Consider the following 20,635-nt stretch of genomic DNA (forward strand, 5'->3'; position numbering starts at 1 on the left):
TCAAAAAAATTTTTTAAGTTCTTATTTTGGATCTCTGGCGATCTTCTTTGCGTGTGCTCTTTTCTCGTAAAGGGCAAGCCCCAAAACAATAAAAATGCCCACCAAAATAAAGAATATGGCTAAATAGGTTTCACCATTTGTAAAGTCTGGAAAAAATCTATTATAATTATCTATAACCTTTTCACCGTGACTATCCATTAAAAAATTACCAGCTTCATCAGTCTTATAGGTTTTGATTTTCCAGGGCCAAACTACGCCCAACGAACCTGTAATAAAACCAATGATAGTTGCAAAAGTATCTTTTTTGTAATGCTTTAATACAAATCCGAGTAAGTGGGAAAGGGAAACCAGACCTGCCAGTGATCCCAACGCGAAAATGATCATAACCTGTAGCAAATGCATCCTGGATTCGTTAGTAGTAAAACTAAAGTCCAAACTAAGAATATCGGCTAAGGTATCATATAATGCATTAACAGAATCTACCAATAACAACACATAATTTCCCAGTAAAATAAGGATAAAAGAACCACTTAATCCTGGTAATGTCATCCCGGATACACCAATCATACCGCAAAAAAAGACAAACCATAAATTGTCGTTTTCCCGTGCAGGTTCTAACATACTAATAGCAACGCCAAAAGCAATTCCTAAAGTTACAAAGAGAATACTGCGTCGGCTCCATTCATCAAAATCTTTACTGATGTAATAGATCGATCCAATAATCATCCCAAAAAAAGCAGACCAAACGTAAAGTTCGTAATGAACTATTAGATAATCCAGAATTTTGGAAACACTGAAGTAACTAATAAGCATCCCCAAAATAAGTAAGCCTAAAAACTTCCCGTTTACATAATGGTACAGACTGCGAAAACGACCGGCAATTAAAAGTTTACCTGCCTTAATATTTATCTTTTGTAAGGAATAAATAAACTCTTCGTAAAAACCGGCAACAAAAGCTACAACACCACCAGAAACCCCGGGAACTTTATTGGCAGCTCCCATGGCTAGTCCTTTTAATATAAGGAATAATTTATCTGTGAATGTTCTAGTTTGTTGCATTAGACTCTTCGGGTTGGTTGCCTGCTAAGCTTTCCAGAAGAAAAATGAGTCCGAATCCCGCTAACATCAGAACCACTGAGAATAATAATTGAGAATCGCCCTCAAAATTCCATGGCAAGACGGAAGTCTCATTAATCACAATTTCTTTATCATCAAATCTAGCCACTTCTAATACCTTTTTCCATGGCCATATTTTATTTAAAGAACCGGCGATAAAACCGGTTAAGACTGCCAAAGTAATACTGGTATAATGTGTAAAAAGCCATTTTAAAATTTTGGAGAAGCTAAGCAATCCAAAAACAGCACCGGCACCAACTATAGCCAAGGTTTTAATATCAAAATTGTGGGCAGCTTCGGTTACCGGGCGGTAAGCACCAAGTAACACTAATATAAACGCTCCGGATATTCCCGGTAAAATCATCGCACAAACAGCAATGGCACCGGCAATAAACATAAAAAATGTACTTTTAGAACTTCCCATGGGCGGTAATGATGTTACATATAATGCTACGGCAGCTCCAAGAATTAGCGCGATAATGATTTTAAAATTCCATTTAGGGATTTGTTTGGCCACATACCAGATACTTGCCAGCACCAGTCCAAAAAAGAATGACCAAATCAAAACGGGATGATTTTGTAGCAAATAATTTGCCAATCGCATTAGCGTGAACACACTAATAAGAATTCCTAGAAAAAGGGAAACGATGAAACCGCCGTTTAATTGAAGCCACATGGCTTTAAAACCTTCATTTTTCCAGGTTTTTAAAAGAGAAAGATCTACACCGCTAATGGTAGAGATCAATTCTTCATAAATTCCTGAAATAAACGCGATCGTACCTCCCGATACTCCGGGCACAACATCGGCTGCTCCCATAGCCATACCCTTTAACGTAACGCTAAGGTATTCTCGTAAGCTTCTTTGCATATCCTAAAAATTAGATTTGCCCAAAGTTAGGAAATTACTATGAAGCCTTTTGATAAGAATCTATTAATTGTTTAACACTTTTTCTTTTAAAGATATCAGGGAAAAGTTCTTCAATGATAATATAATATTCCGCATCAGCTTTTAAGCCTTTTTCAAGATGCCTGTAAGCAAGATCTGCATTATTCAGCATAAAATATAATCCGCTTAATCTATATTCAATCTCAGCAATACCGGGATAAAATTCATTAGCCTGCAGTAGATTTTGTACCGCGGTTTCCCATTCCGCAAGATTGATTAAAATATCACATCGTCTAATCCAGGTTTCCAATTCGTAATTTCCCAGATCTAAAGTTTTACGATAGCCCCGTTCAGCTTCTCTGTTTAAATCTAATCGGTTATTGATTTTTGCATAACGTTTCCAGTAGAGCACGTTTTCTTCATCAATATTAATCGCTTTATTAATATAATATAGCGCTTTTTTAAAATTTTTCTTCTTGATATAAAAATCGGTAATAGCGATCCAGCCTTTGTCTAAAAGTGGATCCTCATGTACCGTTTTTTCAAAATTTGAAAGAGCAAGCTTATCGTTACCCAGTTTTTCGAAACATTTACCAATTCGTAAATAGGCGAAAGAAGTAGGATCGTCTAACTCTAAAGTGACGTTGTAATTTTCTATAGCCTCGATATAACGTTCCAGTTTTTCGAGTACTTTTCCTTTTTCCAGGTAAGCCCCTATAAAATATTCGTCACTTATGATGGCAAAATCGAAAGCGGCTAAAGCTTTTTTATAGTCCTTTAAATCAAAATACTGCTTCCCAACCTGATGCCACGCTACCTCGCAGTACGGATTTTTATCCAAATACATATTCAGGTATTCTATAGCTTCTTCTTTTTGACCGAGAAAATCGAAACAATACATTACATTATATAAGGCAGAATAATCTTCTTCATCGGCTTCAAGGCAATTCATAAAATTGATCTTGGCATTCTCAAAATCTTCAAGAAAAAGATATTCCATACCAATCATTGAGTAGATTTCAGCAGCTTCATCTGTAACATCTAAAGCTAGTTCTAGAACTTTGATTGCCTGTTGATGTTCATCCCGTTTCGAAAAGATTTGCGCCTTCTGAATATATACCTCTTCGTTGTTAGCTTCCAAATCCTGCACTTCGGCCAATAAACCATCGGCAAGATCTAATTTATCTTCAAAAACAAGAATTTCAACCTTAAGAAGTTTAAGGTTGATAGACGATGGATGCTGAGAAAGCCCTAATTTAACGGCCTTTTTAGCAAGATTTATCTTTCCGATTTCTAAATAATGATGAATAATATTTTCGAATTCGTTAGAATCAAAGAATAAAACATCATTGGTCTTAAGCATTGATTCGAAACGTGAAAGCGAGAAATTATTATCTTCGTTATGACTTAACTGCATAAGCAAGTTGTTACTGGATTGCTACTTTACTAAAGTTAAAAAAGGATTTAACCGAGTATCGCAGATGCTTTAATTGTTGTTAACAAAGTAATCAACAACCTAAGCTTTGTTTTTTATTTTATTTAAAACGTCAATTATAATGCCACAACCTTCTTCAATCTCTTCAATAGAAATAGTTAGCGGCGGCGTAATTCTTATAGCTGTTTTTTCGAATAGCAGCCAGAATAATATTAGTCCTTTTTCTTTACAATTTATGATGACCTGATTAGCTATATCCTCTGATTCGACAATAGCTGCGAGCATTAATCCTTTTCCTCTTACTGCTGTAATTAAAGGATGAATGAGCAATTCTCTAAAGCGTTTTTCTTTTTCTAAGGTTTCTGCCATTAATTCAGTTTCCAGGATGGTTTTCAAGGTGGCATGACAGGCCGCTGCCACCAATGGATTACCGCCAAAAGTGGTGATATGTCCCATCTTTGGATGATCAGCAAGTAGATCCATCAATTTTTCTGATGCTACAAAAGCACCTACCGGTAAGCCACCGCCCATTCCTTTTCCTATAGCCATTATATCTGGAACAACATCATAGTTTTCGAAACCAAATAATTTTCCGGTTCGTCCAAAACCAGGCTGAATTTCATCTAAGATCAGCAAGGCGCCTACTGCTTCGCAATGGTCTTTTACTTTTTTTAGATAATCATTCTGGGGTTCAATAAAACCAGCACCACCCTGAATGGTTTCTAAAATAACCGCAGCTGTCTTTTTTGTGATGCGGTTTAAATTATCGTCATTGTTAAATTCAATAAAATCAACATCACCAATTAGCGGTCTAAATGGTTTTTGGCGTTCCTCAAAATTCATTAAACTTAAAGAACCCATGGTATTCCCATGATAGGCATTTTTAGCCGCCAGTATTTCTGTTCTGCCCGTAGCACGTCTGGCTAATTTTAAAGCACCCTCAATTGCTTCTGTGCCAGAGTTTACCAGGTATACTTTATTTAAAGGATCAGGAAGGCTTTTTGCTAAAAGTTTCGAAAAATCTACAGCAGGAGCCTGGGCATATTCCCCATAAACCATCACATGCAAATATTTATCGGCCTGTTTTTTTATCGCAGTGATTACTGCAGGATGGCAATGTCCTAAACTTGTAGCCGAAACACCGGCTACAAAATCCAGATGTTTTTGCCCATCTGAGGTATAAATATAAGACCCCTTGGCATCAATAACCTCTAAGCCTAGAGGGTGTGGCGTTGTTTGTGCCTGATATTTTAAAAAATCTTTATTCAATTTTAGGGGAGGCATTTGGAGATTCAAGGCTATCTTTTTTAGTTTCCGATTTTATTTGAGATGCTCTGATTGTTCCTTCAGATGGGCTCGTGGAAACAGGATTTACCTGAACTCCCTGCGGAATTGTCGATTGTACAGAGGGAATGCTGTCCTGTGTCTTATCTTTTAGGTCTTGTGGTTGTAATCTGGAGTTTTCATTTAACAGCATATCACCATCTTCACGTTCATCAAAGAAATCATCAATAGGTTCAGGTAATGGGATTCCCTGAATTTTGAACAATTCAGGAGGCACCTTACCTTTAAACAAATCTTGTTTTTTTTCCAGTCTTTCGTCGCCGCGCCAGTTAAAACCTTGCAAGGTTCGATTACTTTTTAATACTTGCTCTTCAGGCTTTAAATTTCCATCAACCGCCTGATAATAATATACATCTTCGATCTGCCGTTCTTTAAAATAAACTTCAATTCTGCTCGATAGCGTTTTATTGATCCCTATAAGATCTTTATTTTCGGTGCGGCTGTAATACAAAGTTTCTGTATTTTTATCAATATTCACCTTATAGAGCTCATTTTCCTCAAATAGTCCAATCAGTAATTGGCCTTTAATTTGATTATAACCTTCAATACTATCCTTATTGATGAGGAAAGCGTTATTAAAAACTCTTAAGCTGTCTAATTGCTCTGTTTCCTTATTGCTTATAAGCTGAATGGTATCTCCAGTCATTTGATTTAGGCCAGACCATAACACCGGATTCCTTTTTACTGAGGTTGCCGAATTTTCTCCCGGATTAATATTAATGAGTCTGGTAATACCCGCTTGTTGATCTACAAAAATGGAATCACTTTTACCGCTCATATCATTTTTGTACATTCTAACATCATAAAAACCGCGAAGGATACGATTTTCAGGTTTACCGGTAACTAGTAGTGTATCACTGTGAATAAAAACCGAATCCTGATCCTGAAGACTGGCTGCTACAGGCCATTTAGTTATAATTACCGAATCTTTTTCTCGAAAAACTTCAGCATAATGTCCCGTGACTTTGCTATTATTTGCCGTATCGATTACCTGAATATTATTGGTAGCCGAAGCAAAACTTGTATTGCGATTAAAATAAAGGCTGTCTCCCAATACCGTGCGGTTATCGTAATCTATTTTTGAGTTTTTTACAAAGTAACCGGTATCACCCCGAGTGTCATAAAAACCGCGTTCGCAATAAACCGTACTTTCTTCTCCCACTATGGTTGATGGGCCATAAAGGTAGGCATGACCGCTTTCAGAATAAAAATCAATATGATCTGAATTTACGATATAATCGGGATTTGTAATTTTTACATTTGATAAAAAGGTGTATTTATCTTCTTCAAAATAATACCTTCCAATAGTGCTGGTTAGTACACTGGCAGTATCGGTAACTTTTCCCCCGCTTCTATAATAAGCTTCTTGTTTTATACGGTCAAAAAATAAAGAGTCTGTTTCTAAGGTTGTTTGTGGACGTTTCATTTTTACCGTGCCACTTGCGAAAGCAAATTGGGTATTACCGTTATATTCAGCATAATCACTATTCATACTAACGGTATCGCCCTGTTTCATTCTAACTTCGCCATAAGCTTTAAAAAAATTATCACTTTCGTAAAACACAGCATTATTACACCATACTTCTATTCCCTGATGTATAAAATGAACCTGGTTATTTACTTTACTCATTACTAAAGCACCCGGATATTTTTCTTCATCTCTATACTGCCGATCGTTCTCATAATCGATTTTTCGGCCGCTATTATTTTCTTGCGCATTTACGTACGGGAGTGTAAGTAATAAGAATACTATATATAAGAAGCTTTTCAATAGTCAAAAATTTATGCAAAAATAGCGAAAATGATTGGATCGCTTGATGCAAGTTTTATCGGTATTATAACCTTTGAAATTTACATAATCTCAAAATAGAGCGGTAAACATTGCTAAATTATTTCTTAACGGATAAGAATTATTTCTAAAAATTAGGAATAATTAAGATTTCGAAAATCGCTTTAGTAAAATATTAACGAATTAAAAAAATCCAAAGTGCAATTCGCTCCGTATGTTTAACGTAAACTAATAAGATTTAATTATGAAAAAACCAGTTGTTAAGGTGGAATTCGGAGACAAAAAAGGTCAGGGAAATTCCAGAAGAAGATTTATTAAAATGAGCGGTTTGGCATTTGCTGGATCAACTCTACTATATGCATGTAGCGAGGATGATGATTTTAATCCAGGAATGGAACCGGAACCAGAACCTACACCAGACCCAGATCCAGAAGCTTTTGATTTAGGAAGTGGAGATGTTGGTATTCTTAATTATGCTTTAGCTTTAGAACAACTAGAAGCAGCATTTTATCAAATGGTGTTAGATGGTGATTATTTTGCAGGCGCTTCTGATGAAGAAAAAACAATCATGACCGATCTTCGAAACCATGAGGTAATTCATAGAGAAGTTTTAAGAACGGCCTTGAATTCTGTTGTCGATGAGGATATGGTTATTCCTGAGTTGGAATTTGACTTCAGTGAAGCAAATGTTGATTTTAGCGACAGAACCTCAGTATTAAATACTGCATTATTACTAGAAGATACCGGAGTTTCAGCATATAATGGAGCGGGGAAATTAATTTCGAATGCTGATTATTTACTTGTAGCTGGGCAAATCGTATCTGTTGAAGCGAGACATGCTTCTGCTATTGCAGACCTGATTAATCCAGGGTCTACGGATTTTGCCAGAAATGACGTATTGGTTGATTTGGGAGGATCTGGATTAGCTTATGATAAAGCACAAGCGCCTTCTGAAATTTTAGAAGCCGTAGTTGGATTGGGTGTAGTTCAAACACCTTTCACTGCAAACAATTTACCAACTGAATAATCAACTTAAAAGAAAAAAATTATGAGTTTTATAAAATTATTAGATAAGTTATCTAACGAGGAGGTTTTAAATGCAAAAACCTCAAGAAAAGATTCGTTTAAAAAAATGAAGAACTTTGGAAAAGGAGCTGCTTTAGCTTCTATTCCATTTGGTTTAGCAGCGACAAGCAATAAAACAAAAGCAGCTACAATGAATATGGCTTCAGCTGCTTTTCAGGCGTCTCCAACAGATGTGCTTAATTTTGCTTTAACTTTAGAATATTTAGAAAGAAATTTCTATCAAATGGGGCTGGATACCGATGGATTAATTCCGGAAGAAGATAGAGATGTTTTTGGTTTAATTGCAGAGCATGAAAGTGACCATGTTGATTTTCTTGTTGCAGCTCTTGGAGATGATGCCATCGCAGAGCCAGAATTTGATTTTACAGGAAAAGGACTTAACTTAGATACTTTTAGCAATTACGCAACATTTATGGCTTTAGCTCAGGGATTTGAAGATACTGGAGTAAGAGCTTATAAAGGACAGGCCGGGGCATTAATCGATAATAATGATTTATTGACGTATGCACTTCAAATTCATTCTATAGAAGCTCGTCATGCTTCTCAGGTAAGAAGGATGAGAGGCGAAAAAGGATGGATAACCCAAAACAATAATACTTTACCTGATGCTTTTAATGCAATTTACGCAGGTGAAGAAAATCTAACTATTGGAGGATTTGATCTTTCTAGTGTAGATTTTAGTGCAGTAGGAGGCAACGATGCAGTTACTGAAGCTTTTGATGAGCCTTTAACTATGGATGAAGTAAATGCTATTGCGACTAATTTCATCGTAACCAATGATAATTAATTAAATTGGTTTTACTTATAAGTGTACGAAAAAAGGCTGTTGAAAAACAGCCTTTTTTTATATCAAAATCGATAAAATATTGATCTATTTTCTTGTAATTGTCTGGGTTCTATCAGGACCTACGGAGACTACAGAAATTGGTACATTCAGTTCTTTTTCCAAAAAGGCTACATAATCATTAAACTCTTTTGGAAGTTGCGAAGCTTCTGTCATTCCGGTAAGATCTGCAGACCATCCTTTTAGTTCGGTATAAACCGGAGATACATTTTGCTCTTCAATATTGTAAGGAAGATGTTTTATTTCTTCTCCGCGATATTTATAAGAGGTACAAACCTTTAAAGTATCAAAACCACTTAAAACATCACCTTTCATCATGATAAGCTGGGTAATCCCATTAACCTGTACGGCATATTTAAGTGCTACTAGGTCCAGCCAGCCACATCTTCTGGGTCTCCCTGTAGTTGCTCCAAATTCGTTACCAACTCGTCCCATTGTTTCTCCAACTTCGTCAAAAAGTTCGGTAGGGAACGGGCCACTACCAACACGGGTTGTATAAGCTTTAAAAATACCAAAAGCTTCACCAATTTGTCTTGGAGAAACGCCAAGTCCAGTACAGGCTCCGGCAGCTGTAGTATTTGAAGAAGTAACAAACGGATAAGTGCCAAAATCAATGTCTAAAAGAGATCCCTGTGCACCTTCAGCTAGAATAGTTTTACCGCTAGCCTGGGCTTGTTGTAAGTATTCTTCACTATCGATAAACTGAAGTGATTTTAAGGTTTTAACCGCTTCAAAAAATTCTTTCTCTAATTCACTAAGATCATATTGTACATCTGCATCGTAAAAATCGATCATTTTTACATGCTTATTTGCAAGGTTTTGGTAGCGTTCTTTCCAGTCGTCTAATTCTAAATCACCTACTCTAATTCCGTTTCTTCCGGTTTTGTCCATGTAAGTAGGACCAATTCCTTTAAGGGTAGAACCTATTTTGGCTTTACCTTTAGAAGCTTCAGAAGCTGCATCTAATAATCGATGTGTAGGTAATATTAAATGTGCTTTTCTTGAAATTAATAATCGGCTTTTATAATCTACATTATGTTTTGCCAGATTATCTAGTTCTCTTTTAAAAATTACAGGATCAATCACTACTCCGTTACCTACAAGGTTTACAGTGTTTTCGTGAAAAATTCCCGAAGGGATGGTGTGTAATACGTGTTTTTGCCCGTCGAATTCCAAAGTATGTCCTGCATTGGGACCGCCCTGAAAACGAGCAATAATATCATATTTAGTGGTGAATACGTCAACAATTTTTCCTTTGCCTTCGTCTCCCCATTGAAGCCCGAGTAGTAAATCTACCGCCATGAAAATTATACTTAATTAGTTGATTTTTTAATGCCGTAAAAATATAAAGAATGTTTGTCTATTTTGATATCAAACACTTCTTCTATGGTTTGTTTAATGGATTGAATTCTTGGATCGCAAAACTCGATCACTTCGCCAGTATCGGTAAGAATTATATGGTCGTGCTGTCTGTCGAAATAGGATTTTTCATATTGCGCCTGATTTTGCCCAAATTGATGTTTACGTACCAGTCCACATTCTAATAATAACTCGATGGTATTGTATAATGTAGCACGACTAACACGATACTTTTTATTTTTCATTTTGATATATAAAGATTCAATATCAAAATGCTCATCATTATCATAGATTTCCTGTAAAATAGCAAAACGTTCAGGGGTTTTTCGATGCCCTTTATCTTCCAAAAACTTGGTAAATACGTTTTTAACTACTGCCTGGTCGTTCTTATTTACAACTTTTTTACTCATAATTTTTTACTGCCGCACAAAGGTATGCGATTATTCACGGGTAACCTTATCTATCCCGTTAATTTTTTTCAGTCTATTTATAATTTTTGTCAAAATATCATTGTTTTTAACGACCACGGTAATACGCCCACTAAAAATTCCGTCGTCACTTTCAAAATTAATATTCTTCATATTAACATGCATATTACTCGATATTTCCCGGGTAACATCGCTAACAAGACCAATATTATCTATTCCATTTAGTTTAATGACAGCTTTAAAATCTTGCTGAGAGCTATCTACCCATTTAGCCTGAATAATACGATAAGCATAATTGCTTTGTAATTGTATAGCATTGGGGCAATCTATCTTATGTACCTTTATTCCTTCATTTACAGTTACAAAGCCAAAAACATCATCTCCCGGAATAGGGTTGCAGCAATTAGCCAGTTTATAGCCCAACTCGTCTTCTTCCTTTCCAAAAACTAACTGGTCATAATTTGCGGTAATTTCATCTTTATTAAGATCGTGGTTAACTTCTGGTTTTTTGCTTATTTTTCGTTTAATGTAACTTACCAGCGCATTGCTTCGGGAGGCTGCGAATTCTTTTAGTGCCTGGTTATCTATTTTTCCAATACCCACACGATAAAACAAATCCAGACTTGTTTTTAAATGAAAATGGGCTACCAGCTCATTTACCGTTTTTTCGCTAAAAGGAATTTTTTGCGCTCTGAGCTTCCTTGTTAAAACAGCTTTTCCTTCTTCCGCAATTTGCTTTTTCTCGTCTTTTAAAGAAGATTTTATTTTAGCCCTGGCCCTTGCGGTATTGGCATAATCCAACCAGTTGATGTTTGGTTTAGCGCTATCTGAGGTAATGATCTCTACTTGATCACCACTTTTTAAAACATGACTTAGCGGAACCAATTTGTTATTTACTCGTGCTCCACGGGTGTGTGTGCCAATTTCTGTATGAATACTAAAGGCAAAATCGAGTGGAGTAGAGCCTTTTGGCAGAGATTTTAAATCTCCTTGAGGTGTGAACACAAATATTTCTTTAGAATATAAGTTCAGTTTAAATTGTTCTACAAAATCCACAGCATTTACCGTAGGGTTTTCTAGAACTTCCTGCAGCCGGTTTAACCATTCTTCGATACCCTGTTCTTCCTTTTCGTCGGCATTTTTGTATTTATAATGTGCTGCATAACCTTTTTCGGCAATTTCGTGCATTCGCTCACTACGAATTTGCACTTCTACCCAACGACCTTTTGGTCCCATTACGGTAATGTGCAAGGCTTCGTATCCCGTAGATTTGGGCGAAGAAATCCAATCGCGCAAACGGGTGGGGTTGGGTCTAAAATGATCGGTTACTACAGAGTAGATTTTCCAGGCCAGGAATTTTTCGTTGGCCTGATCGCTTTTATAGATAATACGAATCGCAAATTTGTCGTAAACTTCATCAAAACTGATGTTTTGCGCATTCATTTTGCGACGTATCGAAAAAATGGATTTTGGTCGCCCTTTTATTTCGTAATTTAGGTTTTCCTTATCTAGAGAATCCTGAATGATTTTAGAAAACTCATTGATATAAGCATCCTGTTCTTCTTTACTTTCTTTAATTTTGGTTAAAATATCCTGATAAACTTCAGGTTCGGTATATTTTAACCCTAAGTCTTCAAGTTCGGTTTTTACGTTGTATAATCCGATTCTATGTGCTAAAGGAGCATATATATAAAGTGTTTCTGAAGCGATTTTTAACTGCTTATCCCTGCGCATGGCATCCATGGTTTGCATATTATGCAAGCGATCTGCAATTTTGATAATAATTACCCGAATATCATCATTTAGCGTAAGGAGCATTTTTCTGAAATTCTCTGCCTGTAGAGAAACATCCTTATCTTTTTTTAGACTTGAAATCTTTGTAAGCCCGTCTACGATTTTAGCAACGGTTTCCCCAAACATTCTTTCCAGGTCATCGAGGGTATAAGAGGTGTCTTCAACCACATCATGGAGTAGGGCAGCAGCGATAGATGTAGCATCCAGACCAATTTCCGAAGCTACGATTTTTGCCACTGCAATGGGGTGAAAAATATACGCTTCACCAGATTTTCGACGCTGATCTTTATGTGCATCAACAGCCGTATCAAAAGCCGATCGGATGAGTTTCTTGTCCTCATCGGTTAAGGTTTGATAGCTAATCCTTAGCAGTTCTTTGTACTGCTGTGCGATTTCTTTATTTTCCTTTTCTATAGCTGCCTCTGTCATATTTTAAAAATACATAAACAAAAATCAATTAGCAATAACCACACTGCAATTAGCACTTATCAGTAATCAGTTAGCGATGATTATTAATACTTTAGCTTCCGGTAAATTCAAAAAAATTTTTACAACTATAACAGCCATCGAACTAACTTCTAACTTTCAAATTAAAAAACATCCCTCCCGATAACTATCTGGATTGTCTAGATGACCGTAGCGTTCCAAGTTGAAAAGTTTAAGGTTTAAAGTTTTGTCCTAAGTGAAATGCAGAAGTCTTTTTTCAATATACAGTTACACTTTGCGGTTTACAATGTATAGCTATTTAAAATTAATTTCATCCTGCTTTCTGCTTGTTGCATGTTACTTCTCTTCTCTATATTCTAAAATCTCGTTCTGCAATTCTTTTCTCGCCAAAATCCCCTTTTCTTACTTAATTCGTCAAATTCCGGTAGCGCTGTAAAAGGCTGGGATGTGAATAATGCCAGAAGACATAAGTTTTATGTGGTGTTAGATTACTTAAACTGTTTTTGCTGAGTTTCTTTAAACTGCTAATTAAATCTTTGGCGTTGTAGGTTTCTTTTGCGTAATTATCTGCCTGATATTCAAATTTTCTGGAGATCAGGTTCATCATTAGTGCCGTTATTTCTGAAATGGGACTATATAAAATTCCGAAGGCGATCAAACCAATGTGAAAGCTTGGTATTTCTACGTCTAAAGCTTGTGATAATAATGGATTACCTACAAATAAACTTAGTAGCCAGAGTGTGAAACCGGTCGTTAAAACAGAAGCTACCAAATTGAAGATGATATGTTTTCTTTTATAATGCCCAACTTCGTGTGCAAGTACCGCAACAATTTCCTCTTCTTCTAAATCATTCACCAAGGTATCGAAAAGCGTAATCCTTTTTTCAGTTCCGAAACCAGAGAAATAAGCATTGGCTTTGGTACTTCTTTTAGAGCCATCGATAATAAAAATATTATCTAATTTAAAACCAACACTTTTAGCATAGTTTTCGATTTTGGTTCTTAATGAACCATCTTCAAGTGGACTTTGCTTATTAAACATTGGTACAATAAGTTTCGCATAAAACATATTTAGAAATATGGAAAAAACAGCAACTAATATCCAGGCATACCACCAAAAATCTGATCCGGCAAATTGATAAAACCAAACGATAAGGGGCAAGATGCTACCACCAAGAAGTAACATTAATAGCCATCCTTTTAATTTATCCACAAAAAAAGTAGATTTTGAAGTTTTATTAAAACCATATTTTTCTTCGATTACAAAAGTAGCGTAGTAGGAGAAAGGCGTGGTAAGGATATCGCTTCCAATCATAATAATTCCAAAGAAAATAAGGGAAATTATAGTTTCATTATCCGAAAATTCTCTGGCGATATTGTCTACCCATTCAAAACCGTCCAGAAATAGAAAGCCTAAAGTTAAAACAAGCGAAAAACCAGAAGTTAAGATTCCAAATTTATAGTTTTCTTTTTTATAGCGTTGTGATTTTTCGTACTCGTCCCGGTCGTAAACATCCGACAATTCGGCTGGAATTGGGTCATCAAAATGACGTGCATTTAGGGTATCCAATATTTTATCGAAAATAAAGTCGGCCAAAATGAGCACGACAATAATGTAAAATAAAGTTTCAGGATTCAAATTGAGAGTTTTTAAAATTGAATAGCAAATTAAATGCCGAATCTACGAAAATGATCGTTGTCTTTTTGCCTCGAAAATAAGAATTCCGGCAGCCACAGAAACGTTCATACTATCAATGGCTCCGTTCATCGGGATAATAATATTTTGTGTTGCTGCCTCCCGCCATTCCTGGTTAAGTCCGGTTGCTTCAGTGCCTACAACAATGGCCGATGCTTTTGTAAAATCTATTTTAGTATAAATTTCTGAAGCCTGTAAAGCAGCGGCATAAATAGCAATATTTTTGTGTTGAAGAAATTTGATGATTTCCGAAGTGGTTCCTATAGCGATCTTATTGGTGAAAACACAACCTACACTAGATCGAATAATATTGGGATTGTACAGATCGGTTTTTGGATTAGCAATTAAAACCGCATCAACATTCGCCGCATCAGCGGTTCTAAGTAGCGCTCCAATATTTCCAGGTTTTTCAGGGGCTTCAGCTACTAAAATAAGCGGATTATTATGGCTAAAATTCAGCTTTTGCAGAGCGTTTTCTTTTGAAGCAAATACCGTAATTACACCTTCGGTGCTTGTGCGATAGGCTAGTTTTTGATATACTTCCGAAGATATCTCGATAATTTCGGCGTCAGCATGTTCAAAATCGGGGATTGATTTAAATTCATTTTCAGAAAAAAATTCCGGACAAAAATAGACTTCCAGGAGTTTAAAACCTCCCTGAAGTGCCAGACCGGTTTCCCGTAGACCTTCAACTACAAATTGACTTTCTTTTCTACGATTTCTGGATTTATCCTGAAGCTGTAATAGGTGTTTAATGCGTTTATTTTGAGTGCTGGAAATTATTGTATTCATAAATGCAAAAATACTAAAAAAAGCTGCCCAATGTTGAGCAGCTTTTGTTTGAATTTAATGGTAGTTTTACAGGTTATTCTTCGGCTTCCTGTCTTTCATATTTTTCCATATAACGCTTCCAAAGCTTGGTTTGTCTGGTATCAAGATTAATTTTTCTTCCCTGAATAAAAGCATCAGTAAGAATATTGGTCCTCATATCCAAGGCATCGCCTTCACTAATAAAAAGTGTAGCGTCCTTACCTTCTTCTAATGTACCGGCAAACTCATCTATTCCAAGGATTTTAGCGGTGTTACTGGTGATTAGTTTTAAAGCCTCTTCTTTGTCAAGACCGTAAGCCGCTGCCGTACCGGCATAAAAAGGTAAGTTCCTGGAATTCATGCGCTCCATGCTACCGCTGCCTTCAATCCCTACAAGAATCCCTTTTTTTGATAATTCGGCTGCTAATTTGTAGGGTAAATCATAATCGTCATCATCCTGATTTGGTAAACTATGTGGTCTACCTGTTAAAACCCCAATGTTATTGGCTTTAAGTTCATCTGCAACTTTTAATGCGTTATAGGCACCAACAATCACAAGATCATCCAGTTTTTCATCTTTTTTAAATTGAATAACATCAAGTATTTCTTTTTCTCCATTTACATGAATATATACTTTTTTATCACCGTTAAAAACGCTTTCCATCGCAAGATAAGGAAGGTTGCTTTCTTTTCTATCTCCTGCCAGGTAGGCTTTAGCTTCAGCAAAAAAGCTTTTCAATTTTATGATATTTTCCTGATATTCTTTACTAGGTTTTATCCCGGGATCTTCGCCCATCCACCAGCGACCGCGGCGAACACTGTTTGGCCAGTTAATATGCAAACCATCGTCTGTTTTAACAGCGGCATCTTCCCAGTTCCAGGCATCAAACTGTACTATAGATGAAGTACCAGAAATAAATCCGCCTCTTGGTGCGATCTGCCCTAGTAAAACTCCGTTTGGCCGCATTGTTTCAGTAACCTGGCTTTCTGCATTATAAGCGATCAGGCTACGAATATGTGGCAGCATTTCACCAATTTCATCTTCATCGTCTGTAGCTCTAACGGCATCGATCTCCACCAGACCTAGCGTAGCATTAGGAGCTATAAACCCTGGATAAATATGTTTCCCTTGCGCATTAATAATTTCGCCTTTGGCCTGAGAAGCCGCTGCAGCTGCGTCACCAACTTTAGTGATTTTTCCATCTTCAAAAATAATAAGACTGTTTTCTATAATTTCGCCATTGCCTATATGTGCGGTTGCACCTAAGATGCTAACGGCTTCAGATTGCTTGGCAGCTGGCATTTGTTGTGCATTTAATCCTAAAACAGAAATAAATGCAAGTATATATGTGATATTAAATAATTTCATTTTCTGAATTTTTATCGGATTGCTTCCATGGTGTCACAGTGTGCTTCAATTTTCTCTTTCTTAACAACGGGCTGTGTTTTCATTCCCTTGTTTTTTGCCTGAAGCATTTGCGTGATAAGCTCACTTTTTTGTTTTTGTAATTTTTCTCTCATCGCTTTATCACGTTCGATATCAAAATAAACAACGCCTTCAATCATTGTTTTTTCAGGCTTAGCGTATACTGATAATGGATGATCGCTCCAAAGCACTAAATCGGCATCTTTACCTTCTTTAATACTACCAACTTTATCGTCTATATGAAGTAGTTTGGCAGGATTTAAGGTTACAAATTTCCAGGCTTCTTCTTCAGAAACCCCACCATATTTCATGGTTTTAGCTGCTTCCTGATTAAGACGACGACTCATTTCTGCATCATCACTATTAATAGCAACTGTCACCCCCTGGCTGTTCATAATTGCAGCGTTGTATGGAATGGCGTCTTCGACTTCATATTTATACGCCCACCAGTCTGAAAAGGTAGAGCCACCTATATTACGTGCAGCCATTTTGTCGGCAAGTTTATATCCTTCAAGAATATGTGTAAAAGTATTAATCCTGAAATCCATGCTATCAGCGACACTCATCAGCATATTGATTTCACTTTGCACATAAGAGTGGCAGCTAATAAATCTTTCGTCACGTAAAATTTCAGCAAGCGTTTCCATTTCGATATCCTTACGATAAGAATCGGGATTTGCTTCTTTATTTTTCATATATTCTTTAGCGCGACCAAAGTAATCTGTAAACACCTGCTCTACCCCCATTCTGGTTACCGGAAAACGATTACCGCTTCCCCAGTTGGATTGTTTTACGTTTTCACCTAAAGCAAATTTTATGAATTTAGGAGAGTCCTCGAAAATCATATCATTTGCAGAAGCTCCCCATTTTAAACGTACGATTGCGGATCTCCCACCAATAGGGTTGGCAGAACCATGCAGTAATTGAGCCGTAGTTACACCACCTGCAAGATCACGATAAAGCGCAATGTCAGATGGGTCTATTACATCTTCCATACTAACTTCAGCCGAAGAATTATGACCACCTTCATTAATGGAAGAAAGGGCGATATGTGAATGCTCGTCTATGATGCCAGAGGTTAAATGTTTTCCTGTGGCATCTACAACGCTCGCGCCACCTGACTTTAAATCTTTACCAATTTTAGCGATTTTTCCTTTTTTTACGAGAACGTCGGCATTTTCCATAATACCTTGTTCTTCATTTGTCCAAACAGTGGCATTTTTGAAGAGGATATCTTTGGCATCTGGCATTTTTTCAAAACCATAAGCCTCATTAGGAAAAGTAACCGGTAAAACCTCTGGATGTTTACTTTCTTCTTCTTCTTCTTCTTTTTTGTCTTTATCTGATTTTTCTGCTGAAGATTGTTTGGTTGCTGTAAAAACGGTAGTGTCTCCGTTTGGTAAGATTGCTTTACCGCTAATCTTATCTGATGCTGAAGGCACATTGGCCGATAATCTGATGAATTCAGTTTTAGTAGTATCCGGAGAAGAAATTAGCATACTCATCCAATTGTCTTCAAAACTTAGCTTGGAACCCAGTTTAACATCTTTGGTTTCGAGTTTTGCATTTGGCTTCTCGGCAGAACCGGAGATATCTAAAGTGTAGGTTTTGCCATCTAGCTCAAGATCGTATTTACCGGTAATGTCTGTCGTATTCATTGTATTGATAACGGCTTTTTCTCCCTGAACCCAATTTTCGAAGATTTTGGTATCTTTTTCAAAATAATCGCCAGAGGTTATAATGAAGTTGGCTAAGGCTCCTTTCTTAATCTCTCCCAGTTTTCCAGACTGGCCAATGATTTTAGCCGGGGTTATGGTTAATGCGGCAAGTGCAGCTTCCTTAGAAAGTCCGTATTCTATTGCTTTTAGCAGGTTTTCCTTAAATTCTTTTGCAGGATCCACGCCTTTTGTTGTGATGGTAAATGGCACATTGGCTTCTGCAAGCATTTTTAAATTAGCTGGCGCCTGATTCCATCTTTTCATTTCAGCAAGGCTTAAATATTCCGCCATAAAAGGATCTTCAACATCGTAAGCTGCAGGAAAGCTTATAGGGATTATGTATGTGGCACCAGATGCTTTAATTTCATCTAACTTTTCATATTCAAAACCACTACCCAGAATGGTGTATTCAATACCAAATTCATTACCTATTTTAGCAGCTCTTAACTCGTCTAAAAGATTATCTGTTGTGAAAATTTGTGTAAGGTTTTGGTTGCCGTTTACCGCTTCTAAAGCAAGATCTTTATTAGTCGCATTTCCATTTCCATACCATTTTGTATCTAAGTACACCTGTCTTATCAAAGCCATAGCTCCCATGACAGAAGAAGGATAAGATTGCTGAGATTTTACACTTTTATCGAATGATAAATATTGGGCGGAACGATCTTTTAAGATTCGATCGCCCTCGGTACCATTAGGATTTAGCGCTACTAAAACGCCACTTCCGCGAATAATACCATCCGGGATATGCGTGTTTACAACTCCAAATCCGCCACTATGATATTTACCCGCTTCTTTAGGATCATAGCTGAAGCTTTCTACCGCATTTTGCTCCGGTCTAATATGATCATTCCAATAAAAACCTTCACGGCTTGCTTCATATTGTCCCGATCGTCCAAAGCCAGATTCACGTTCTGGTTTTTTAATTCCCAGTTCGCTGTAAAGATCGATAAAAGAAGGATAAATGTCTTTGCCATCCAGATCGATAATTACGCTATTTTTAGGAATAGAGATGGATTTACCAACTGCAGTAATTTTTCCATTTTGAATTGCAAACATTCCTTTTTCGATAGTAGAGGTGGGGTCTACATGAATATTTGCATTTTTAAATACAGTGTAATTAGTGTTGGTTGTTTTAACTCCCGAGTTTGTGGGGAAATATTCCTGGGCGGGTAAATTAACAATTCCCAGAAATAAAAAACATAGTAGAAATTTATATTTCATAAATGTTAGGGGTTTGGTTAAAAATGTGATTTAATTTATAAAAAGGAGAAAATTAAGAAAAAATTAATAAAATCTTAATGCTTTTAAAATGCATTTTCTGTGTTTTTATAATAATTAACGAGAAGAGCAACCACATAACTATAACTTCGTAAACCATCCTGTTGATTATTCACAATAAGAAAGCGATTGTAAAAAGCCTGAAACAAGGGTTCTAGCGGGTTTTGATGTTGAAGCCAGAAATCTTCAACTTCCTGGTAGTTTTTTAAAATTCCGGGATGTAGCTTTTTCATTAATGCTTCGCCCACTTCTTGATCTCTTCTAAATAGTTCTGCCAAACAATAACGAAGAGCAAAGGTGAATCCGCAATACCTAAAAAAAGGGTCGGGATGGTTAATCGTTACAAGACAGGCTATAAAGTTGGCTTCGTTCTCTTTTGCAAAACCCAGCTGGTGACCAATTTCATGGCTTGCTGTAGTGGGAATTTTAAAGGGTAAGATAGTGGTGTTAACCTGAGCTTCTGCTGTAAATGGGTTTAAATAGCCATTAAATCCCATGTAGGTTAAAGGCCAACTAAAAAGCGATCTTTTTAAGCTTCGTCCCTCGTATGTTAATTCGGGAAAATCTTTTTTTATATGGTCATAACCTTGGACGGTAATGTCAAAAATTTCTTCTTTCGAATAGGGTATGTCGACTTTTACAGTGTCATTTTGGACAATTTCAAGGTGAATTTTATTGGATTTTTCAATTAGTTTTTCTGTAAGCAGCACAAGCTCTTCCTTAGAATATTCATTATCGATATCTAAAGATTGATGAAGGGGAAAACGGTAATAATTAAATCCCCAGAAAAAATGAAAGCAAAAATATACGATCGAAAGTGTTGCCAATATTTCCAGCATCCATTCTTTTGGCTTTTTTAATCGTGTTTTAATCCTTTTTGCTAACCATCGGAGTATAAAAACCGTCAATATCGTATATAACAGATCTCCAAATGAAAAAGGAAGGATACCAAGTGACCATCGCATTATTCTGGAGATGTAAGGATAAATCCCGCGACTATACCAACTTTCTATTAGCCATTCATTCCCTGCTAATAATTTGATGAGGACGATTTGAATGGGCAATAAAATAGCCAGAATTATTTGAGACTTATTTTTCACAATTTCAAAAATAGGATTTTTAACCGGGGAATATAACACTACTTTTTCTCTATATGGTAATTTAATCGAAGTATAA

At 36.5% G+C, this 20,635-nt stretch carries 15 protein-coding genes; 2 read left to right on the top strand and 13 right to left on the bottom strand.

What is annotated here, in order from left to right:
- Positions 1 to 21: 21 nt before the first annotated feature.
- The 5 genes from ZPR_RS07910 to ZPR_RS07930 all read right to left on the bottom strand — a co-directional run bounded on the left by ZPR_RS07910 (position 22) and on the right by ZPR_RS07930 (position 6,552).
- Entirely contained in the window at positions 22 to 1,059 is a 1,038-nt protein-coding gene (locus ZPR_RS07910; protein WP_041578786.1) for a DUF368 domain-containing protein, read from the bottom strand.
- Entirely contained in the window at positions 1,046 to 1,984 is a 939-nt protein-coding gene (locus ZPR_RS07915) for a DUF368 domain-containing protein (protein ID WP_041578787.1), read from the bottom strand. Before ZPR_RS07915 ends, ZPR_RS07910 begins: the two co-directional genes overlap by 14 nt.
- 37 nt (positions 1,985 to 2,021) lie before the next feature.
- Entirely contained in the window at positions 2,022 to 3,419 is a 1,398-nt protein-coding gene (locus ZPR_RS07920) for a tetratricopeptide repeat protein (RefSeq protein WP_013071146.1), read from the bottom strand.
- A 99-nt stretch (positions 3,420 to 3,518) separates the two neighbouring features.
- Positions 3,519 to 4,706 carry an aspartate aminotransferase family protein gene (locus ZPR_RS07925; protein WP_013071147.1) on the bottom strand — a complete coding sequence of 396 codons (1,188 nt, stop codon included), beginning with the start codon at positions 4,704 to 4,706 and terminating at the stop codon, positions 3,519 to 3,521.
- Positions 4,699 to 6,552: an OstA-like protein gene (locus ZPR_RS07930; protein ID WP_013071148.1), complete on the bottom strand. Its 1,854-nt coding sequence runs from the start codon at positions 6,550 to 6,552 to the stop codon at positions 4,699 to 4,701. Before ZPR_RS07930 ends, ZPR_RS07925 begins: the two co-directional genes overlap by 8 nt.
- Positions 6,553 to 6,814: 262 nt before the next feature.
- Between ZPR_RS07930 and ZPR_RS07935 the strand changes: the two genes are divergently transcribed.
- Both ZPR_RS07935 and ZPR_RS07940 read left to right on the top strand, forming a co-directional pair.
- Positions 6,815 to 7,597, top strand: a complete 783-nt coding sequence (locus ZPR_RS07935) for a ferritin-like domain-containing protein (RefSeq protein ID WP_013071149.1) — start codon at positions 6,815 to 6,817, stop codon at positions 7,595 to 7,597.
- A gap of 21 nt (positions 7,598 to 7,618) precedes the next feature.
- Entirely contained in the window at positions 7,619 to 8,443 is an 825-nt protein-coding gene (locus ZPR_RS07940) for a ferritin-like domain-containing protein (RefSeq protein ID WP_013071150.1), read from the top strand.
- Positions 8,444 to 8,527: 84 nt separating this feature from the next.
- On the opposite strand, the gene ZPR_RS07945 is transcribed toward ZPR_RS07940, so the two are convergent.
- The 8 genes from ZPR_RS07945 to ZPR_RS07980 all read right to left on the bottom strand — a co-directional run bounded on the left by ZPR_RS07945 (position 8,528) and on the right by ZPR_RS07980 (position 20,559).
- Positions 8,528 to 9,802 (bottom strand): adenylosuccinate synthase, encoded by a 1,275-nt coding sequence (locus ZPR_RS07945; RefSeq protein ID WP_013071151.1) that lies wholly within the window; start codon positions 9,800 to 9,802, stop codon positions 8,528 to 8,530.
- 11 nt (positions 9,803 to 9,813) lie between these two features.
- Entirely contained in the window at positions 9,814 to 10,269 is a 456-nt protein-coding gene (locus tag ZPR_RS07950; RefSeq protein WP_013071152.1) for a Fur family transcriptional regulator, read from the bottom strand.
- Between the two features lie 30 nt (positions 10,270 to 10,299).
- On the bottom strand, positions 10,300 to 12,510 hold the full coding sequence (locus ZPR_RS07955; protein ID WP_013071153.1) for a RelA/SpoT family protein: 2,211 nt from the start codon (positions 12,508 to 12,510) through the stop codon (positions 10,300 to 10,302).
- 424 nt (positions 12,511 to 12,934) lie between these two features.
- Positions 12,935 to 14,167 (bottom strand): M48 family metallopeptidase, encoded by a 1,233-nt coding sequence (locus ZPR_RS07960; RefSeq protein ID WP_041578788.1) that lies wholly within the window; start codon positions 14,165 to 14,167, stop codon positions 12,935 to 12,937.
- A gap of 42 nt (positions 14,168 to 14,209) precedes the next feature.
- Positions 14,210 to 15,016, bottom strand: a complete 807-nt coding sequence (locus tag ZPR_RS07965; RefSeq protein WP_013071156.1) for a TrmH family RNA methyltransferase — start codon at positions 15,014 to 15,016, stop codon at positions 14,210 to 14,212.
- A gap of 73 nt (positions 15,017 to 15,089) precedes the next feature.
- On the bottom strand, positions 15,090 to 16,403 hold the full coding sequence (locus tag ZPR_RS07970) for an amidohydrolase family protein (RefSeq protein WP_013071157.1): 1,314 nt from the start codon (positions 16,401 to 16,403) through the stop codon (positions 15,090 to 15,092).
- Between the two features lie 11 nt (positions 16,404 to 16,414).
- Positions 16,415 to 19,402, bottom strand: a complete 2,988-nt coding sequence (locus ZPR_RS07975; RefSeq protein ID WP_013071158.1) for an amidohydrolase family protein — start codon at positions 19,400 to 19,402, stop codon at positions 16,415 to 16,417.
- 83 nt (positions 19,403 to 19,485) lie between these two features.
- Positions 19,486 to 20,559, bottom strand: a complete 1,074-nt coding sequence (locus tag ZPR_RS07980) for a DUF3810 domain-containing protein (RefSeq protein ID WP_041579841.1) — start codon at positions 20,557 to 20,559, stop codon at positions 19,486 to 19,488.
- Positions 20,560 to 20,635: the final 76 nt, after the last annotated feature.

This window comes from Zunongwangia profunda SM-A87 (assembly GCF_000023465.1).
Classification (GTDB): Bacteria; Bacteroidota; Bacteroidia; order Flavobacteriales; family Flavobacteriaceae; genus Zunongwangia; species Zunongwangia profunda.